This window comes from Sphingobacterium gobiense, assembly GCF_002980575.1.
GTDB lineage: Bacteria > Bacteroidota > Bacteroidia > Sphingobacteriales > Sphingobacteriaceae > Sphingobacterium > Sphingobacterium gobiense.
Genome location: NZ_PVBS01000006.1, coordinates 56,169 through 77,930, shown reverse-complemented (window position 1 = coordinate 77,930; position 21,762 = coordinate 56,169). Strand labels below are relative to the sequence as shown.

Below are 21,762 nucleotides of genomic sequence, written 5' to 3'. Positions count from 1 at the left end.
CAAACTAATTATTTTATATTTGTAGCAGAATCGTTTTATACTATATATGGATCCCAAATTTATTCTCATCAGCGAAGAAATCATCAAACGCATCAAAGAAGGCGATTTAGCACCCGGCGATAAGGTTCCTTCAGAAAATGAGTTAATCAAAACTTTTAAAGTCAGCAACACAACAGCACGAAAGAGTCTTTTAAACTTAGAGACACTTGGTTGGGTGCGTCGAATTAAAGGCAAGGGTACGTTCGTGCTTAATCGTACCGGCGACCACAAAATTGTCCGCACGTTGGGTTCTGTTGAATCCACACGGAAAGGATTCAATGAAAGCTTAACGCAGGAGGGGTTTGAGCCTAAAAATATTGTCATTGAAAAAACGATATTACAAGAGGGTATTTCTACCATGATTCAACATAAACAACTGACGCTCGAAGGCCCTGTTTTGAAAATCCGTATCCTTCGCTATGCTGATGACGATATCCTGAAAGACGAAACACGCTATATATCCCTTAAACAATGTCCGAAAATCGAACGGCTCTCGCCGGAAATTTCCTTTTTCAAAACATACGAGCAAACCTATCATATTAAGATTAAGACAATAGAACAAACGCTTAAGACGACGATATTTGACAACAACACACCGGATAATTACTTTGAAAATGACCAACCGCTCCCTATTTTCATCCTGGATGGAGCCGTCATAGCAGAGGACGGAAACATTATTGAAATAGAGCATTCTTTTTATAGCGGGGATAAGTACCAGTTTGGCATTATCGCACATCCGAATTACTAAATCATTTCTCATTGACTTTCAAGTATTTTGAGAGTACTTTTAGCTGCGGGCGATCTATCCCATCTCTTGGTTCTATCGCTAATTTGTACGTATTCCACCACGGTCCGGCAGCCCAGTATGTCCCATTCACGCCATTATCTTTGAGGTAGTTCAGCAGATTATCAAGCGTCACCAACCAACGGGGATCATCATCCGGAACACCGTATTCTCCGACAAAACCTTTTAAATTATTTTCTTTCAGCCACTCTACAAACGGACGTGCCCGAACAATCCCAGTTTCTGGTGTTGTCCCTTCCTCATCATAAGTGCCTTTATACGTCCCAGAAGCGTCTTTGTCAAAATAGAGATGTCCTTCAAAAATTAGGTTGGCGGATGGGTCTATCAAATCTTTTAGATTTCCACTGGCTTGCTGCCAACGGTGTGTAGAACTCCAGCTATCGCCTCCTACCATAATCGGTGTATTCGTATCCATTTCCCGGATTTTAAAAATAGCCTGTTGTGCTATATTAAACCAAGGTACGGAATCTAACATACCATGTGGTTCGTTCATTAATCCATATGCCCAGATATTTTCTTTCGTTCGGAATTGTTCTGCAAGTATTCCCCAGACATCCTCAAAGTGCTTAATAGGCAGATTGGAGGAACCGATAATTTCCCGGGTACCATTTACAAATCGGCGTCCATAATTATGCATATCCAAAATAACCCAGAGGTTTCTTTCCCGTGCGGCGTCGATAAAAGCCATCATCCTTCCTACTTCTGCTTCATCTAATGGGCCATCCAGCTCGTGTTGTATCCGTTCCCATAAAAATGGCAGGCGGAAGAGGGTTAATCCTTTTGATTTGAAGTAATCCAGTTCAGCAACGGTGGGATAGGTATAATCACGATTGTAAACACCAGGAGTTTTCTGATGCGCAAATTCAGCTCCCGCTAAATTTACCCCAAAAGGAGCTTCACTACGATCTGGCATATCTAAGTCAGCCTTTGCCAACCGAAAGCGGTGCGATTGCGGCTGATTAAGCTGATAGATTGCTTCTGGTAAAGTGTTCGCTTGCTTTTCCAAATCCATTTGTTGAGGTTTGTTTTTCAAATATGCCTCAAATATGCTATGGAATGTTTCGTAGCGGGCATCTTTTGACACCTGTAAAAAAGAAAGGTATTCCGAAATAAATGTTTTAATTGGCTCGAGATCTCCATCCCACAGTTCTTTAGGAAGATAACTAAATTCTACAAATTTAATTTCCCTCAACTGCCGCTGCACGTTACGATAAGCTACCGCTTCCTTAAAGACTTTTAATGCTTGTTGATACTGGGGCGTATTTTTTCTCTCCGCCAAGTTTATACCTTTCGCCAATTCCTCCTGTGTAAAATTGCTGATGAGGATATCATCAATCGTAAGCGCATACACGCCCTCGTCTAACCCTTTTACTTGTAGTAACTGTGTATTAAAATTATCAACAAAAGGGACAAGGGCGAACGCACTTTCTGCCTCGGGAGACACGGGAAAAGGTAAGCGTTCTTCCAGATAATCAAATGTCAGCTCGTCTTCCTGCATGTTTAAATTACTGACTGCACCATATTTAACATCCGTTATGCTACCTTTATCAATTGTAAGTGATGACACGTTATTGGGGACATCCATCGCTTTAAGGAAAGTATAGGCCATCACAAAATGTCCCGGCGGGCCCGGATGAACCCTATCTTGACCGATGATAGTAGATTTAACATCCGTTTGCTGTAACTTCGTATTAACTTCATGCATAATCGTCCAATAGTCGATTACCATGACCTGGTGTTTCTTTGCTAGCTTATCGACGATTTTACCGCATCTTTCCAATGCATCATTTACGCCCAACAAGTTGACAGCAGTCAAATCTCCGGTTTGATCATAGATGCTCGGTTTCTGTAAGATTATATTCGTTTTTGTCCGTTTTAAACGCGTCAAAAACGAATCGTAATACGATTCAAAATCTTTCAACGCTCTCTCCTTCCGTTGCTGAATATCCGGCTCATTTTGTTTTTCCGGCGCGTACAAACCCCGATTGACATCGTTCATCCCCGCCATGACGATAGACCAGTCTGCTTTATGTGGCACGATATCGGCATCCATCCTACGCAGGAAACTATTGGCGTTGTCACCTTTAATCCCCAGATTGTAAAAAGTGACTTTCTTGTCTGGAAAACGGGTTGCATAATACAGCAGAATATAATGATGAAAATCGCCATTGTGGGTAATGCTGTTTCCGATAAACGCAATCTTATCTCCCGATTTGAATAGACTGTCCTCTTTCTTTTGTGCATAGACACTGCCGATAAGGGTTATCAACACCCATAAGAACATCATCTTAAAACCGTATTTTACATATACATGCTTCATCATTCAGGCACTATCGTAATTTCAAATTCCCGCACTACGGATTTGTAATCGTCGGCACTCGCATTCGAAGCCAAAAAAGCAACGTGATAGGTTCCCGGAGTCGTATATGTATAGGAATAATCCGAAAGAAGATTGGAACCTATATTTTGAATTGGAGTCCCTGTATCCGGCGGCACCTTTGTAAAATAGAGCGGCTTTGTAATCAGCCAATCTTCACTGGGATCCGCATTACGACCACCACCGATAATCACCACATCGGTTGCCCGGATGGTCCATACAGAAGCAGGGTTCAGCACATCAATGATGCTCCAACCGGCATTTACGCGGTCGGCCACTGGAATTTCTGAACCATCCGGAAGTTCCGTAACAGCCTGCAATTCGCGGACAATCCAATTTCCAGGTACGGTAATGGGATCTTTTTCGCCTACAAATTTGAACGCTATAAAAAAAGGCTTTTCGGTATCGACCCATGGCGACAAATCCAAGTAATCTGATTCGACAACTGTCGGATTTGTTGCGATATCAACCTGTGAAGTGACGTCTGTCCAGATTGCCTGCGCAATTCCTTCCGCCGTAAGTTCTTCCAAATCATTACTCACCATTAATCGAAGTGATTCTAATTGATTCCCTCCTCCTCCATACTGCGTGATAACCTTGGCCTTAGGAATGCCACCTTCCACCTGCGTACGTTCTCTGAACCTATAGTCGGCACCGGGCAAGCCGGAATAGAAGGTGATATTATCGGGAGCGCCGGAAAATTCAAAATGGATGGTGTCTCCTACCTTATAGGTTGTCTTGCTCAACCTCACCTCAAAATCGGGCGGGTCTACTTGCAGGTTCTTTTCACAGGATATCAAGCCAATAAAAAGAACCATGGATAGGATGTGATGTATATACTTCATAATTAAGTCTTAAAAATTAATAACCTGGGTTTTGTGTCAACGCTTTATTTAAAGACATATCATACGTAGGAATAGGTAATAACACGTTGCGGTCGGAGACATTTCGTGAACCAAGCACATGCCCCTCTACACCGCCATTGGCTAATGCCCATGTGATGTATGCTTTCATATCTCCTACAAAGTTGCCCCATCTGATCAAATCTGTGCGCCGCGATGCTTCGAAACAAAACTCCCTGGCTCGTTCATCTTTTACAGCTTGTCTAAACTCATCTTTCGATAGTCCCATTAGATCGGCATTTACATTTGGGTTAGGCGGCTGAGGCAGTAGAAGCCCGTATGCGCGTCTTCTCACCTCGTTGATATAGGGATACGCATTAACCGGCCCGTTCAATTCATTTTCTGCTTCAGCAGCCATGAGCAAGACATCCGCGTAACGTAAAATCGGAAAATTCTGAGGTGAGGTAGAAATATCTTTAGGTGACACGACCTCGTATTCACGTCGCCATTTGCCCATGTTTCTTCTCCATCGATCGTTATTGGGTGTTTTTACACCCGGCGTACCCACATAGGTATAGGGAGCCAAGTTCCAGTCACGTCTTAAATCATAGGAATCTTTCAGCGGTACGGTTGTGCTATTAGGATCAAGTTCATAAAGATCGAACAGTTTACCGCTACCGTTGATTAACCCTCCGCTACGTCCAAGTTCGGCATCTTGTGTACGTATCCCCCCTCTTGCACCTATATAATACGTGTACTCTTGCATAGCACCCTGCGTATTCCCATAAAATTCGACTTCCCAAATACTCTCTCGGATATCGTATTCATCCCGTGCATATTTAATAAACACATCAGTATAATCGGGATTCAGGCTATGTAATCCTGAATTTTTTACAGCTAGCGCCCACTTTAGAGCATCAGCATACTTAGACTGGTCCATCAAAGGATACCCCGCCATTTTGAGATATACCCTCGCCAACACACCCTGTACAGCAGACCGCGACACCCTTCCTCCAAAATTCACGGTCTTCTCGGTATTCCCTCCTTCCACTTCGTCTACCAATTGCTCGGCCTCCAGCATATCCGTCACAACCAAGTTATAAACTTCTTTCATAGGCGTTCTCGGTACATCCATTTCATTGATGGAGGGTTTGGCGCTTAGATACAAAGGAATATCACCGTAATTGCTTACTAACATGAAGTAGTAATATGCCCGCAGAAACAAGGCCTGCCCCTTTATTCTGTTTTTAGGGTCCTCGTCCAAATCCGTACCGTCTACCACATCCAAGATAAGATTGGCACGATATACACCTGTATACAAGGCTTTCCAAAAATCAGTCACGTTTGCTTCCGCCGGACCGTATATATATACAGTAGCATTGGCAGACCCGGTATTGGTGTATTCGATATCGGTACTTACATTGAGCCAATAAGGCCACACATCGCCGTAAAATGTCCGGTTTCCAAGAATGTCATACACGCCCGCAAGTGCTAGTTCGAAATCGTTGACCGTCTCATAGGACGGCGTCACAAAATCAGTAGGTTTTGTATCGAGAAAATCTTTGCACGAAGATGTTCCTATCAACAGTGCAATTAAAATATAAGTGAATCTCATCATCATTTACGTTAAAAAGTTGTGGTCAAACCAAAGGTTATCGTCCGGGCCAAGGGATATGCGGAAAAATCAAATCCGGGTGTCAACGCAGAGTGGCGAACGGATACCTCTGGATTTGATCCTGAATAGGTTGTCCAGGTATGTAGGTTTTGTGCAGAGGCATATAATCTAAGCGAGTTTACTTTCAAACGGGTTAACACATGATCTTGAAAGGTATATCCCACGGAGACTGTTTTAAGACGCAAGAATGAACCTTCTTCTACCGTGCGACTCGAATAGTAAGTGTCGCGCTGTCCACCGGTCCTAAAAAGTTCATTGCTTGGATTTTCAGGTGTCCATCGATTCTCATAACTCGCATATTGATTTAAGGAACGATGTCTCTTTGCATTTCCTTCGAAAATCAATCTATTCGCATTGAGAATATCATTTCCGTAAGACCATTGAAAGAATACATTCAAGTCAAAACCCTTATAATCAAAACGGTTGGTAAAACCTCCCACGTGGATAGGCAATCCTCTTCCGATTACAGTAAAATCCATCTCGTTGACGACCAAATCACCATTTATATCTTTATATTTGATATCTCCAGGTTGAATATTCTCCCGTGGTTGACCATTTGTAGTAATATAATCCTTTAATACATAGTTTCCCAGCACTTGATCAAATTCATTATATTGGTAGACGCCATCCCATACCAATCCGTACATCTGTGCTAAAGGGCCGTCTAAAACAGAAATGTAAGGGAATACATTTCTAAAATCGGTATCAAATGCTACCGGGCTCAGTAACGCTGTTTGGTTTTCGTTGAGAGCGATAATTTTATTTTGGTTAAAACTGATATTGAAATTTGTACTCCACTTAAATCTGCCATTATCGATATTGGTTGTATTTAACGTCAGTTCCAAACCTTGATTGCGCAGCTCACCAATATTCTTGTAAGCCGTAGCTAAGTTAGTGGCACTGCTCGTCAAACCTGTAGCATATGGAAGTGTTGCGTCTAACAATAAATCTTTTGTATTTCTTCTATAGATATCTGCTACAAATTCAATTCTTCCTTCCCAAAAGGAGAGATCTAAACCGATATTGCCCTGGACAGTAGTTTCCCATGTTAAATCGGGATTACCATATTGCAAAAGCAATGCTCCACGTGTAGGAGCGGCATTATTAAAGGAATACCCTCCAAATCTTGGAACACTTAACTGTGTGATGTACGGAAAATCGGATACCCGGTTATTCCCAGTAGCCCCATAACTCGTTCTTATTTTGGCATTATGCAAGAAAGAAACATCTTTTAAAAAATCTTCTTCTGACACGGTCCAGGCAAATGCTGCTGACGGGAAAAAGGCCCACCGCTTACCCGGTGCAAATTTCGAAGAGCCGTCATACCTAAAGGAAGAGGTTAATCTATATTTGTTTTTATATCCATAGTTGAATCTTCCTAAAAACGACATCAAAGCCCATCTGGAAGATGATGAGAATCCAACATTCGTTCCGGCTTCATCCAAGCCATCTATCCCTAGTGATTCATTTAACACATTCAATCCCTGGAAACCGTAATCTCCACTATCGTATTGCTGCAAAGAAAAACCACCGACCGCGTTGAGTGTATGTCCTTGTTTGAAGGACTTTTTGTAGGTAAGAATATTTTCATTCACCCAAGTCGTTCTTGGGCGAAACGCAATAGAGCCGTTTACGCCTTCGTTACGTCTTATGTTTCCGTTTGCTGTTAGGGAGTTGAAAAACATATCTTGCCGAACCATCACATTGGTGTAAGCAGCCGAAGATCTGAAAACGAGATTCGGATTAAACAAATATTCGCCGTATCCATTTAAAGTCAAGGTATTGACAAAAGTCTCCCGGAGCTCATTTTGGGTAGATAAAATAGGGTTTACACGGAAGTCATTTTCGGGAGCCGTCGGATCAAACAGATCTTCCAATAGCGATTCATTCAGACCTTTTACTGGCCGGAATCCCCACACCGAAGCCAACAAGCTTAAACCACTATAGGTAATGCGCATCGAAGGTTCTCCGACGATGATACCATACGTTTTATTCGCGCTATAATTTGCAATTGTTCCGATCTTAAGTTTTTTACCCAATTGTTGATCAAACTGAAATCGAAGCTGTTTTCTATCAAATCCCGAATTGGTAACCAATCCATTGTTTTTTAACAAATTTCCGGAGAGTGAGTAGGTCGTGCCGGCACTCCCTCCCCGTACAGACAATTCGTGATTGTGTACAAATGCTTGTTTGTATATCTGATCCTGCAAATCTATACTAGGCTCGTCCCGATAACTTTCCAATGTACGCCCTGCCAAATAATAATCGGTCGTAAATTGAGGCTCCAGTTCATACTGATACTTTACAAATTCATAAGCCCCCATCAATTTAAGAGGCTTCGGGTTTTCGGCGAAACCACCATATGCATTGTAGTTTACAACCGGTTTTCCAGCCACCCCTTTTTTTGTAGTGATCATGATAACTCCATTTGCTCCCCGTGCTCCATATATTGCCGTAGCTGAAGCATCCTTGAGTATTTCAATAGATTCAATATCTCCGGGATTGATACTGTTACTATTGGCATCTTCCAAGGGAAACCCATCTACTACATAGAGTGGAGCCGTATTTTGCGTGATTGAACCAGATCCCCGTATAACGATATTAGTATTTGATCCAGGCTGTCCGTCATTTGCCGTTACAGTGACACCTGCCACCCGACCGGCTAAAGCTTCATCAAAGGATTTTACGGGCGCCTGCGCCAGATCTTTCATATTAACAGAACCTACCGACCCGGTCACATCTCGCCGGGTCGTTTCTCCATAACCGATGACTACCACATCATCCAGCGCGGTGGATTTGGCGGCTAGGATAACATTAAAAAAGCGTTGCTGCCCTACTGTTATTTCCAGTCTCTCATAGCCTAAAGAGGAAAAGACTAGAACAGCTTCCTCACCCTCTATAAACAAAGAAAACAAGCCCCCCGCGTCCGTCTTCACAGCAGTAGTGCGATCCTTAACAGAGACACTTACTCCCTCCAATACTTCATTTTGTTGATTGACTACTTTTCCGGAAATCGGAATTAAACCTGACGTTTGCTGGGCATACGCCAAACTGTTGCACAACAGAACAAAAAGTATCAGTTTGCAACTTATTAATGATATTATTTTCTTCATCATTTAGCTATATTTGGTGTAATAAATCTATTCATAATCTCATAGGTTAATGTCTTATACAAGTTAGTAGCCGTCATTTTGCCCTAATTCTGGGTTGATATCGATCTCTCTACGTGGAATAGGAAATAGCAATTCATGGTTTTGCACTGTAAAATTTAAGCCCTTGCCCACAAAAAATGCATTCATGGTTTCCTGAGTTTTTCCTGTTCGCAACAAATCGAACCAACGATGCGCCTCATACGCCAATTCCAGTCTTCTTTCTTTCGCTATGGATTCACGCATATCCTCTTTATCGCTTATTTCCAGCTTTTCCAGATCTGCGCGGGAACGAACCATATTAAGATACGTTTGTGCTCTATCTATATCATCATCTTCATTCAATGCTTCAGCATACATGAGAAGAACATCAGCATAGCGTAAAACGGTGAAATTAACAGAGCCATCTCTTGGATTTTCTGCATTTAGATCCACAAACTTCAACCCGTGACGGCTGTATTCCTTTACCCCATTGGGTCGAATCGTATCCCCTATGGAAGCTTGCTTTCTTGCATCGCCTTCCTCGTAAGCCTCCATCAGATCGAGCGATGGTGTAATTCTTCCGGAGCCCTGCTGATTATTCGCTAATAGCCCTGTTGAAGCTGGTGTAAATAATACCGAATATTCGTTACCTTGGTTAAAACCGGAGATGAACTTTAATTCGAATAGGGATTCTTTGGTATTGTTATTTCCTGGACTAAAAAGGGTTTTGTAATTAGGTTCTAAACTATATGTATTTGCTTCAATCAGACTTCCCAACGTACGTATAGCATCTGCATATTGATGACGAGTTAGATAGACTTTGCCTAACAATCCTTGTATGGCACCCAAAGAAACCTTTCCTTTATCTTCTTGGGAATCATCAACTACTAATTCTTCTGCTTCTTTTAAGTCTTTAATAATCTGTGCATACACCTCTTCCGAAGATTTCAGCGACAAGTCGGTATCCGCTATATCTTCAGGGCTCCTAAATTCTCCGTAAGTAATAGGAGATCGCCCAAAAATTTGCACCATCAAAAAATAGCTATATGCACGAATAAATTTTGCTTCACTGGCAATCCTTGCTTTGCTTACCGTACTTAAGCTAGCCTGTTCCAATCGTTCGAGCAAGATATTTGCACGTGCGATTGTAAACAACACCTTTGTCCAAAACCCCTGAACGATCGTATTGGAGGGTGTCATATTAATCTCATCAAATTCCATTTCAGCAACGGAAGAGGAAGATATAGATACCTCAGTATTATCCGAAGTCAATTCCACGAGATAGAAAATCTCATGCGTATATATTCCCCGAAAAGATGCATAAACGCCCACCAGCGCATTTTCAAAATCAGCTTCCGTTTTATAGAAATTGTTTTCGTTGATTTGATGTTCGGGCGAAAGTTCTAAAAAATTGTTGCAGGAGCTCAAAAAAAACAGCGGCAACATAATACAAACGATATATTTTTTCATCTTGATCAGATTATTTGTTAACGTATATTCATTCTAATGCCTAACGTAAAGGTTCGAGGTAATGGATATGAAAAATAATCTATACCACTCGCAGCAATGTTATCTCCTGTAGAGCTTCCTTCGGGGTCATAACCAGGGTAATCCGTAAACGCATACACATTCGAGACATCGGCAAAAATATCGATTGCGGGCAATTTAGAACGGAATATATTGGACGGCAACTTATATGCTAAATTAACATTCCGAATCCGGACAAATGAAGCTTCGAACAGATACCTGGAATTAATACCAATCCCCCTGGCATAATCATTACGTATCGCTCTTGGCACAAAACCGTTGCCGGGATTTTCTTCTGATCTCCAACGATCATTGACTACAGCCAATTGATTTTGGACGCCAGCGGAATTCATGATAATCTCTGCGCCTTGAAAATACATTTTCTGACCATACGAACCTGTTAAGCTCACACCCAAAGAAAGATTTTTATAGGTAAATTGGTTATTGAATCCAAAAGTATATTTTGGCCACGGCGTGCCAACAAAGGTTTTATCATCGTCTGTGATCCGCCCATCACCGTTTACGTCCTTAAATTTGAGATCTCCCGGTTGCGTGTTCGGATGCTGCAATGGACTGGCGTGCACTTCATCCCAGTTTTTAAATACACCAGTTGCTTCCAGCAAGAAGAAACTGGAAATGGGCTGCCCTACTTCTGTTGCTTGATAAGCCGAACTTAATATCCTGGCTGATGAAGTATTTAGAGCCAGAACCTTATTTCTGTTGAAACTTATATTAAAATCGGTATTCCACTGAAAAGATCCGCTCGCTATGTTCCGTGTATTTAATGCAATCTCCAAACCTTTATTTTCAAGCTCACCGATATTTTGTGTCACGGAACTAAACCCAGTAGCTGCGGGCAATAAAGTATTTAACAACAAATCCTTTTTCATATTGCGGTACGCATCCACCGTCAAGACTATACGATGATTAAATAGTGCCAAGTCGAGCCCCAGGTTGGTCTGTAAAGATCGCTCCCACGTTAGGTTCTCATTGGCGAGGGTTTGCGGTGTTACACCAAGCAATGGTTGCCCATTACCGACATAAGGAACAATACCCAACAGCCCGATATGTGCATAATTTCCTATCAAATTATTACCCGACGCACCATAACTTACGCGCAGTTTCAGGTCATCTATAAATGAAAGCGATTTCATAAACTCTTCATCTGATAGCCTGTACCCTAAAGACGCGGAGGGGAAGGTACCCCAACGATTGTTAATCCCGAATCTTGAACTTCCGTCCCGACGCACGGTACCTGTTAATAACCATTTTCCTTTAAAACTATAGTTGGCCCGAGCTAACCACGACAACATGGCCCATTCTGTGATATAATTCGTTCCCGCATTCACATTTCCACCGGCCAAATAAGGGATCAAATCCGTCGGAAAATCCATCGCCCCAGCCCGCAGCATATTTAGGCTTTCTTTCTGCGCCGTAAACCCTACAACTGCATCTACTTTATGGTCCTCTCCGAAGTTCGTCGTATAGTTCACCGTATTTTCATTTAACCAATTTAATAAAGCACTGTTGTGAGCGCCAGCAGTTGCCGGGCTCGTTTTAGCCCCCCACTCACCAATCTGCGATGATTTCCAGAGGCGGGTCGACCCAGTCACATAATTCACCCCTATGGACGTTTTTATCGACAATCCGTCTAAAAGATTATACTGAAGATAATTATTGGTAAAAATATTCGCGGAATTCCGCTTATCACTAAATTCATCAAGGATTAAATAGGGATTCTCCACCGGTACACCTAATGGATCCAATAACTCTGAGCTATAGGAACCATCTGCTTGGTAAATAGGCATCGCAGGCGAATTTGCCAAAGCAGCGGCAACGAGCCCCCTTGTTCCCAAATGCCCTTCGGCACGTGCAAAATTCCCATGTGTATAGGAGCCCGCCAAGGATACACCAAGAGACAAGCGATTAGATAACCTAATATCTATATTAGAACGCATATTATATTTATTGAAATCGGACTTTTTGATTATTCCTTGTTGATTATAATAGCCTAAAGAAACCATGTAATCTACCGACTCACCTCCCCCCGTCGTCGAAAGTTGATAATTTTGCAATGGGGCCGTTCTAAAAATCTGATCCTGCCAATCTATATTTGTAGTCAATGATTCGGGATTACGAAACTCCGGGCGTACCCGCGTCCCTCCCGTTCTTACATCATTCGGATCTGACGCATTCCCTCCCGCATAAACCCACGCGTTGTCTCGTCCCTCCGCATGAAATTCTGCAAACTGCTGCGCATTCATCATTTTCAGCTTATTAGCCACGTTCTGAAAACCTCCCGCCGCTTCCATATGAACGGTAGGACTTCCTCTTTTTCCTTTCTTTGTGGTAATGATAATTACACCATTGGCTCCTCTCGATCCGTAAATAGCAGTGGCGGAGGCATCCTTTAAAATTTCAATGGATGCAATATCAGCAGGATTGATACTACTCAACGGATTAATTTTAGAGGCGGTGTTATTGGCCATTCCTTCTGATGAATAGGAATTTCCGTTAAAACTAGACACATCTGATCCACTTCCACCTGCACCGATAGCATATCCATCGATCACATACAAAGGTTGGTTTCCGCCCGTAATCGAATTAATTCCGCGAATAACAACATTGACATTTCCTCCAGGGGCTCCGGTCGTTTGTGTAATTTGTGCGCCCGCTACTTTTCCCTGCATCATCTGATCGAAACTAGCCGCGGGTCCCGGTTGCAGGTCTTGTGGAGATAAACTAGTTACCGAGCCTGTTATGTCTCTTTTCCGCTGTGTACCATAACCTACGACCACCACAGAATCCAGACTCTCAGCAGATCCAATTAACTTTACATCGTAGACACTTTCTTTTCCAACAACAATTTCAACAGGGTCGTAACCCAAGAAATTAAACTGTAGCAAATCGCCCGTCTTTGCTTCTATCGAATATTCCCCGGAATTATTCGTACTCACTGCCTGACTGCCACTACTAACTTTAATGGTTACACCCTGCAAAGGGACTAACATGCCGGCGTCCACCACCTTTCCTGTAATTGTCCTCAACTGTGCTTTTGCAGCAAAACTAGAAAGAACACATATTAGGAGGCATCCAAACAGCGATTTGATAAAATATTTTTTGTCCATAACGTTTTATAACATGAATAGGTTTACGCACTATCTAGATTAAAATTATATTTTAAGCTATCTTTTAAAGTCTCCGAAAGTTTATAATCATATATTAACAAGGCATTAAGGCTACATTAGCTTAACGCACTATGTTAATATAAAACAAACATATAGCTTTTTTTTAGAAAACAAAAATTTTTTGAAAAATATAATGACAGATTGCGGAGAATGGCTACAAGGGTAATAAATACATATCTTGCCCTAACGCGTTATCATAATATTATCATGGGGCATCCGCCCGACGATAGTTCGGAAGCAAAGAATATTTAGAAGGAGAAAAGAGCTATCGATTAATCATAAAACTTCCAAGACACCCCGAACCGTAAGTTCGCATCCTGCATAGGGTAACGACGTACCGTGTAATATCCCTTAGGATAAACAAACTGATTAGCAAAATTATACGAGATAAATAAGTTCACACGATCGATATTACCCGTAAACCAAAAATCCACGATGGGGTAGGTAGAATACTCTATGCCCACATTATCGTTGTAAAATTGCCCAACGTTAATGGCGTACGAAGGCGAACGGAACGGCGTATTGAACCGAACATCGGTCCCCAACCGGAAATCCATCACGTTGTATAACTTATTGGCGTAGTAGAAGCTGTGCCAAGTATACAATTCGGGGATGGCCAGCACATCTTGTGCATCTGTTTTCTGATATACGCCCATATTATCAAAATGGAAGCGTCCCAAACGAAATTTCTGACTGACGGAGACTTTCAATAAATTCATATTGCCAGATTGCTCCGGGGTGATCTGCCGCATATATAACTCATCATTATCAGGGTTATCGATTTCGCGAAAATAGAGGTATTTATCCATTAAAAAGTATTCCGCTTTACCTGAAAAACCAAGCTTATTGTTGGTGTAGGCAAAAGAGAGATTTTGCGTCTTGGTTTTTTCCCAGCTATGATCCCACTGATGATACGTATAGTTCATCAGATTAAACACCATTTCTGGCGATTTATTTTGCGAGTAGGCACCGATCCGCACCCTACCCACATTTTCGCTCAACAAAATATCGGCGTTCGCTTCATACAGAAAATCCCCCGCATGACGACCTACAACAACCTGGTTTACATCCCCTTGCAATTGAACACGGTCACTAAATTGATAACCTAGCGTACCCTTTAGCATACTGTTTTGGAAAAATTCGTTCGTCAGACTATCCCTATACCAGATTAGGTCGTTCTGAAACCCTAGATCAAGTTTAGCTTCATTTTTAAATACTCCCTTGCCTCGCAAATAAAAGCTGTAGGTAAATTCATTAGTAATGTTGGTGACTGTTGTGGTATCTTCCACGTGGATAAAATCGCCATAAGGGAATGCTCCCTCTGGGTCCGCTTCATTTTTGAAGAACGTAAATCTCCTTTGACGAAAAGATGAGTTGTGTGCAACCGTATTCGTAGGGCGTACCTCCATATCCGGAGTTCCTTGGTTTAGCGTATCTAATCTACCTAAATAGTAAGATTGCCGCAGAAAGACACCGTTGTCTTTCCATTTATGGTGAGGCCGATTTGCTTGCTGTCCTCGCAATCTGACTGGGTAACCCATATTGGACATACTGGAGGTGTCTTTAAAAACATCTTGCATGTACACATTCCGGTCTACAACCGATCCATTTTCGGGCGAGTTTAAGTTATTGAATGTGGCATTCATCAACAAGTTGTAACGCAGACTTTTTGACTCATACCAGGTAAATACCGCCGCCTTCCGATCATTATATGCCTGATTGAAATAATAACCATCCGTATTGGTGGCGTAATATTCCGCACCGACGTTCCATTGTGGATTGATATTTTGCGCTATTCGGGCCCGAAAAACCTGATCGTTGAAAAAGAAACCTACAGCATATAATTCGGAATAGCGCGCTCTTGCGCGAAAATATTGAATAGAATCAGATTTTATCAAATATCTTTCCAGTGCATGGAATCCGGGCTGGAAACCTATCGTTTTGTTCGGGTTGAACAACAAGTCGCGGGAGGCCAAGCCATAAGACCCGAGATTAATTGTAGGATCCCATGGAACGTTTTGTTTGTTATAATATTGAAAATTAACGTGCGTAGTATCAATCTGTACGGTACGCGTGCTCTTCTTTAGCATATCGAGCGTAGCATAACGCACGTATTTTGCCGTAAACACAACAGAGTCCTTCTTATTGTCTTCCTTGGCACGAGCCGAATCCAACGCACTGCTAAACTCCTCTTCCATCTGTGCAGAAACATACGTCGTCGCTACGAGGATAAAAGAAATTAAAAGGAAAACCTTCTTCAAGTAACTGTCCATCAATACCAATTTGTTCTATATCTTAGAGCAAAAATAAAGCTAAAATTGACATTTATTGCAACGCTATCAATTCTTTTAGAATCTTTGTCATTTTTGGTTCTGCCTCTGCTGCTACTTGCACTATTTCGGCAAAAGAAACCGGTTTTAGCTCCGCATGAAATCCTTCGTCTGTCACAACCGAAATAGCAAAAACCGGCAAGCTCATGTGATTTGCCACGATAACTTCCGGCACCGTACTCATGCCTACAATATCGCCCCCAATGATACGCATATAACGATACTCCGCTTTTGTTTCCAAATTAGGGCCAGTCGTTGATACGTAGATAACTTTGTGTGCTCTATATTTTAAACGGTCAGCGATCTCCAATGCCTGCTGTATCATGTCCTTGTTATATGGCACACTCATATCGGGAAAACGCGGACCCATATCATCATCATTATGTCCACGCAGCGGATTATCAGGAAGTAAATTGATATGGTCTTCTATGATACCGATGTCGCCTTTGAGAATGCTGGAACTAAGGGATCCCGATGCATTCGATACAAATAGCTTTTGGATACCTAAAGCTTTCATAACCCGAACAGGAAATGTTATCGTCTGCATATCATACCCTTCATAATAATGAAACCGCCCTTGCATGGCTACTATCCGACGCCCATTCAACACACCGAAAATTAATTTTCCGCTGTGAAATTCAACGGTGGAAATAGGGAAATTCGGAATATTGGAATACATCATCTGAAAGTGTATGTCTATTTCTTCGACCAGTTTTCCAAGGCCTGTCCCCAAAATAATGCCAAATTCTGGTGAGAAATCCCCAATTTTACGACGAATGGTGGTTACGGTTTCTGCTATTAAATGATACATATAGGTCTAAAGGTATAAAGTAAAAATCAAAAAGTGAAAACAAAAAAAGAGACTTTAAAAGTCTCTCTCTTTTGTGGGAAATACTGGGTTCGAACCAGTGACCCCTACCTTGTCGAGGTAGTGCTCTAAACCAGCTGAGCTAATTTCCCTGATCGAAGTTGTTTGAGTGGCTCAAAGATAGTTAATGTGAAATCAAAATTAAAATTTATTTCACTTTACCGGGCGAAGTAGCCCACAACATCAGAAATATCGTCAACCCATTATAAACAATCAATTCAAAGCCTATACGATAGTTTGTATGCGGAATAACGTAATACGTGTTTAACACATACCATAAAATCGGCGATAAGATACAGAAGTAAGGCACCAAGTTATCCTTTACCTTATTTCGGGTGAGGATGCCAAAGGCAAATAGACCTAACAGCGGGCCATAGGTATAACTTGCCGCTGTAAAAATAGCAGTGACCACGGAATCATCGTTCAATAAACGAAATATCAAGATAACCAGCAGCATCACGATACTAAATGCCAAGTGCACGATATTCCGTTTGCGCACCAATGCTTTGGCGTTCGGATCTATAGTTTTATTAAATCCGAGAAAATCCACGCAATATGAGGTTGTCAATGCCGTCAAAGCGGAATCGGTCGTGGCGAAGGTTGCGGCCGTTAAACCCATCATAAAGATAACCCCTGCTGCTAAAGACAGGTGGTTTAGCGCTATCTCCGGGTAGAGGTAATCCGGTGTGCGAAACATGCTGATATCAATCCCTTTTTCCGCCACATAAATATAAAGCAATGCACCGACGGCTAAGAAGAATAAGTTGATAACAACAAATATTCCCGTAAACGTAAGCATATTTTTCTGTGCTTCACCAATCGTCTTCATGCTTAAGTTTTTCTGCATCAGATCTTGGTCGAGCCCAGTCATGGCAATGGTTACAAATGCACCACCGATGATGTGCTTCCAGAAATGATTTCGATCCCCCAATAAATCTTCCCACACGACAATCTGCGAATAAGAACTTTCTTTCACGCTCTCAAATGCGTCTAAAACAGAAATACCCAACCCGTCGGCCATGAAATAAATCGATAGCATTACCGCTAACAACAAACAGAATGTTTGGAGCATATCGGTGATAATTATGGTTTTAAGCCCGCCTTTGTTCGTGTATAACCATATCAATATCAGGCAGCCTGCTACTGTTACACCAAATGGCACGTTCCACGCATCAAAAATGAATTTCTGTAAAATAATGGCCACTAAATACAAACGAAATGCTGATCCAATAGTTCTGGACACCAAGAAAATCATCGCACCTGTCTTGTAGCTTTTATGCCCCAACCTGTCCTCCAAATAAGTATAAATGGAAGTAAGATTCATCCGATAGTACAGCGGTAATAAGACATAGGCAATCACCAAAAAACCAAGGGCATTCCCCAACACGAATTGAAAATAACTAAAGTTTGAAACACCTACGGCTCCTGGAACGGAGATAAATGTCACGCCCGATAAGGCGGTCCCGATCATCCCAAAAGCGACCATGTACCATTTAGAGTTTTTGTTCGCCACGAAGAATGTAGCATTATCGGAAGTTTTACGCGATGTAAAATAAGATACGCCCAGTAATATACCGAAGTACACAAACAAAAATATTAAAAGTGTGATTGGCGACATGCGTGGTTTTTAAGATTTTAAAGATTGGTAACTTTCAATCGCTTTGCGTACATTGCCATAACGCTCCAACAATGCCGAAGCTGCCTCTTGGTCGAGACCTGTCTCTTCCATGACCATCCGTACTCCGCGGGCAACCAATTTGATATTAGATAATTGCATATCGACCATTTTGTTTCCTTTTACCCGTCCAAGCTGGATCATGACGGAAGTACTTAGCATATTGAGCACTAGCTTTTGTGCTGTACCTGATTTCAGACGTGTTGATCCCGTAACAAATTCGGGACCTACGATCACTTCTACTGGATACTGTGCTTCTTCTGCGATAGGTGAACTACTATTACATACCACACAACCCGTTACCAGTCCTTCCGCATTTGCGCGCCGCAATCCACCAATGACATAGGGCGTCGTTCCAGAGGCTGCGACACCGATGATCACATCGTTTTTATCGACATCATATTCTTCCATATCTTTCCAAGCCTGTTCCATATCGTCTTCAGCAAACTCCACAGCTTTACGGATGGCCGAATCTCCACCAGCTATCAATCCGATTACCCAGTCAAACGGAACGCCAAAAGTCGGTGGACATTCCGAAGCGTCCAAGATTCCTAAACGACCGCTCGTTCCTGCCCCTATATAAAACAAGCGTCCTCCCTTTTTCATTTTCTCGACCGTAATTTTCACCAATGCTTCCAATTGCGGAATCGCTTGTTCTACGGCCAACGGCACTGTTTTATCTTCTTTGTTCATGCTGGTCAATAACGCATTGACCGACATTTTATCTAAGTCTTGATAGTTCGACTCCTTTTCCGTAACTCTTACCATTTAAATTCTATTACTTCCAACACAAAAGTGCAAATTTTAATCTAAAACACGCATAAACATGCATAAATTCTATTAATTAAATCACTTCGTCGATGCGCAAAAACTCGTATCCCTTACTCTTCAGCATCTTAACAACATCTTCCAACCGATTGTACAGCTTGTCTTCCCTCCGTGTATCAACGCCTAAATGTATCAAAATTATATGACCATTTAGTCCTTTCTCGTCCTCTGTTTGCAATAATTGTTCAAAAATTTTGTCCGAAGATATATACCTCGCGCCCATTTGAGGGTAGGTATAATCCGCTGTTGTTCGTAAACCCGGGGTATAATTTACCACCTGTACACGCTCGGCATTCGTCCAACGGACAATATCGTGGTTATACCATTCATAGGAAGGCATAAACACCGCAGCTTCCTCCTTTCGAATACCATGGGCCGCTAGAGCGACATAATTATCGTTTATGTCTTTGAGAAAATCTTCCTGACTTATCAACGTACTATCTCTTTTTTCCCACGGTGCATAAAGTAAGTGCTTATCTGAATGTGGCCCGATGTAATGTATTTTCTTTATCTTATCGATAAAATCATGATTCTCCTTATTCCGTAGGAAGTCACCTGTCAAGAAGAAGCCGGCCTTAACTTGCTGCTTTCGCAACGTACGCTCTATCACTTCTTTTCCATCATTAAAATCATGGCCAGTAAATACGAGACTGACATGTTTCTTATCACTATTTCCTCGTACGACTGCTCCATATTCATCTTTTACGTGATGTGACGATTCCTGCGATGACAATAAATAAATCAGGGAAGCCGTACCATCCATGGTGGGTTCATTCGTACTATAATCTCCATAGTCGTCGTGATAGACGGCTAGATCGCTCTGGAATGCCTCGTATTCATCTTCTTCGTGCAATTGTATACCGATTAAGTTATTATATATGGAGGTGTATACCGGGCCATCCACCAATCCTCCATCAATAGGATAATGATGTAGATGCGTGAAAGCAGAATGTGGATCTACAGGCGTGTCTCCCCAGGCAGGCAAACCATACACCATGCTTGTTCCCCAAGGATTTGTCCCAAACAGCCAGTCGATATTAGCTTGCATCAATTCCGCATAGGTGGCATCATCCGCCAAGTCTTGATACCACAGACATTGCATGGCAAAGGCTACTGTCAGATTGTTGCTACACCAGATAAAGGGAATCCCTCGAAAAAAAGCATTTTGCTTTGCTCTATTCCAAACTTCCGCTATCCCGTTTTTATAATATGCAATGATTTCCTCGCGTTGTTCTCCTTGCAAAGATTTTGCTAGTTCATAGTGCCCCAGATTAATAAATGGGTAATACTGATAATGGTTAGCCGTATCGCGGATCATCCAGGGGGTTACTGCTTCTTCCCTAGCAAAACTCAACGCTTTCTCTAGGTATTGCTGCTCACCCGTCTGTTTAAACATGGTCGCATAGGCCAATTCCATATCATCCACCCAATTTTCTTCTGCATAAATATAGGGAGACTTAACAGAGACGGTCTGTGTTACCCCCAATTTCTTATGGGCGTAATTAAAGGCTGTGTGCGCTTTAGAGACCAGCGTTTCACTATAACTTTTATCTATCTCACGGAAGATAGCCGCTCCCAGATTAAAAGCACCGACAAACTTCGCTGCCGTAGAACTTGTTCCTGTGGTGTTGTTCAGGAACTTGCCCCTTTGCTGTGGCTTGCCATCAATAAAATACACAGGTCGCTCATAGCCTCTGCCATAAAAAGGATCCTCTCCCGGCATACGCATGGACGCGTGGTCTCTATCGTCAGCAATCTGATTAAACATCATATGGGGTTCAGGATGCATCTTCAACAACCAATCCAATCCCCATTTCGCTTCATCCAAGACATCCTTAATTCCGTTTGCTCCACTTAGTCCGTTTGCCTGCTTATAGTCCGTAAAAGCATATGGAAAGTCCCGATAGGCAGCCAGCAAGTGGTATGTAGCATTAGCAGATGTTGTAGCATATTGCAAATAATCGGAAGCATCGTGCCAACCTCCCCCCACATCTATGCGGGTACTATCGGGCAAGCCAATCGATGCTGCATATAACGTAAAACCGTCGTGGGTATGACAACTATCCTTCAAAAACGGATTGAACAATGTACGTTGTTGTCGCATGTAACGCAAAGCAAAATCAGCTGTCCCGTCATAAACACCATCCCCTATACGGACGATCGGTGATTGCACACCACCCGCTTCAACGATGTATTCTCCCTTTTGCTCAATTGCAGAAAAATCCAGCCGGTAGGATTGCACGAAAGGACCATATGCCCCGAAGGGCCGTGATGCGTTGCCTTCGAATACCACCTTTTTCGATTTTGCGTCGAACACAACAAAAGTTTTGACAGGTTGGTCTTTTTTACTTACCCAGACTGCAACTTTTTTTGCTTTTGATTTATAACCTAATTGATTTACACGTATCCATGTATCCTGAGCAAAAGAAAATTGTATAGCGGCAGCTATTATCAGCAGCAAAATATATCTTAGCATT

General features: G+C 42.1%; 12 protein-coding genes and 1 tRNA gene. 1 reads left to right on the top strand and 12 read right to left on the bottom strand.

Features of this window, described 5'->3' with window-relative positions; genetic code table 11:
• Positions 1-46 precede the first annotated feature (46 nt).
• Positions 47-787 carry a GntR family transcriptional regulator gene (locus C5749_RS19045; RefSeq protein ID WP_105727813.1) on the top strand — a complete coding sequence of 247 codons (741 nt, stop codon included), beginning with the start codon at positions 47-49 and terminating at the stop codon, positions 785-787.
• Between the two features lies 1 nt (position 788).
• Here C5749_RS19045 and C5749_RS19040 read toward each other — a convergent pair whose 3' ends face one another.
• The 12 genes from C5749_RS19040 to C5749_RS18985 all read right to left on the bottom strand — a co-directional run bounded on the left by C5749_RS19040 (position 789) and on the right by C5749_RS18985 (position 21,761).
• Complete coding sequence (locus tag C5749_RS19040) at positions 789-3,167, bottom strand: cellulase family glycosylhydrolase (RefSeq protein WP_105727812.1); 2,379 nt, start codon at positions 3,165-3,167, stop codon at positions 789-791.
• Positions 3,164-4,066: a DUF5017 domain-containing protein gene (locus C5749_RS19035; RefSeq protein WP_105727811.1), complete on the bottom strand. Its 903-nt coding sequence runs from the start codon at positions 4,064-4,066 to the stop codon at positions 3,164-3,166. Before C5749_RS19035 ends, C5749_RS19040 begins: the two co-directional genes overlap by 4 nt.
• Before the next feature lie 16 nt (positions 4,067-4,082).
• Entirely contained in the window at positions 4,083-5,684 is a 1,602-nt protein-coding gene (locus C5749_RS19030) for a RagB/SusD family nutrient uptake outer membrane protein (RefSeq protein ID WP_105727810.1), read from the bottom strand.
• Between the two features lie 5 nt (positions 5,685-5,689).
• On the bottom strand, positions 5,690-8,854 hold the full coding sequence (locus tag C5749_RS19025; protein ID WP_105727809.1) for a SusC/RagA family TonB-linked outer membrane protein: 3,165 nt from the start codon (positions 8,852-8,854) through the stop codon (positions 5,690-5,692).
• Between the two features lie 60 nt (positions 8,855-8,914).
• The gene (locus tag C5749_RS19020; RefSeq protein ID WP_105727808.1) at positions 8,915-10,339 is read right to left on the bottom strand and encodes a RagB/SusD family nutrient uptake outer membrane protein; all 1,425 of its coding nucleotides are present in this window, start codon (positions 10,337-10,339) and stop codon (positions 8,915-8,917) included.
• 17 nt (positions 10,340-10,356) lie between these two features.
• Positions 10,357-13,524: a SusC/RagA family TonB-linked outer membrane protein gene (locus tag C5749_RS19015; RefSeq protein ID WP_105727807.1), complete on the bottom strand. Its 3,168-nt coding sequence runs from the start codon at positions 13,522-13,524 to the stop codon at positions 10,357-10,359.
• A gap of 332 nt (positions 13,525-13,856) precedes the next feature.
• A complete protein-coding gene (locus tag C5749_RS19010; RefSeq protein WP_245893849.1) occupies positions 13,857-15,857 on the bottom strand; it encodes a putative porin in 2,001 nt (666 codons plus the stop codon).
• A gap of 52 nt (positions 15,858-15,909) precedes the next feature.
• Entirely contained in the window at positions 15,910-16,725 is an 816-nt protein-coding gene (locus C5749_RS19005; RefSeq protein ID WP_105727806.1) for a purine-nucleoside phosphorylase, read from the bottom strand.
• 74 nt (positions 16,726-16,799) lie between these two features.
• Positions 16,800-16,874 (bottom strand) — tRNA-Val (locus C5749_RS19000).
• Positions 16,875-16,930: 56 nt separating this feature from the next.
• Positions 16,931-18,400, bottom strand: coding sequence for a sodium:solute symporter (locus C5749_RS18995; protein ID WP_105727805.1), 1,470 nt, complete (start codon positions 18,398-18,400; stop codon positions 16,931-16,933).
• Positions 18,401-18,409: 9 nt separating this feature from the next.
• Complete coding sequence (murQ, locus tag C5749_RS18990) at positions 18,410-19,225, bottom strand: N-acetylmuramic acid 6-phosphate etherase (RefSeq protein WP_105727804.1); 816 nt, start codon at positions 19,223-19,225, stop codon at positions 18,410-18,412.
• A 76-nt stretch (positions 19,226-19,301) separates the two neighbouring features.
• The gene (locus C5749_RS18985) at positions 19,302-21,761 is read right to left on the bottom strand and encodes a bifunctional glycoside hydrolase family 9 protein/polysaccharide deacetylase (RefSeq protein WP_105727803.1); all 2,460 of its coding nucleotides are present in this window, start codon (positions 21,759-21,761) and stop codon (positions 19,302-19,304) included.
• Position 21,762 lies beyond the last annotated feature (1 nt).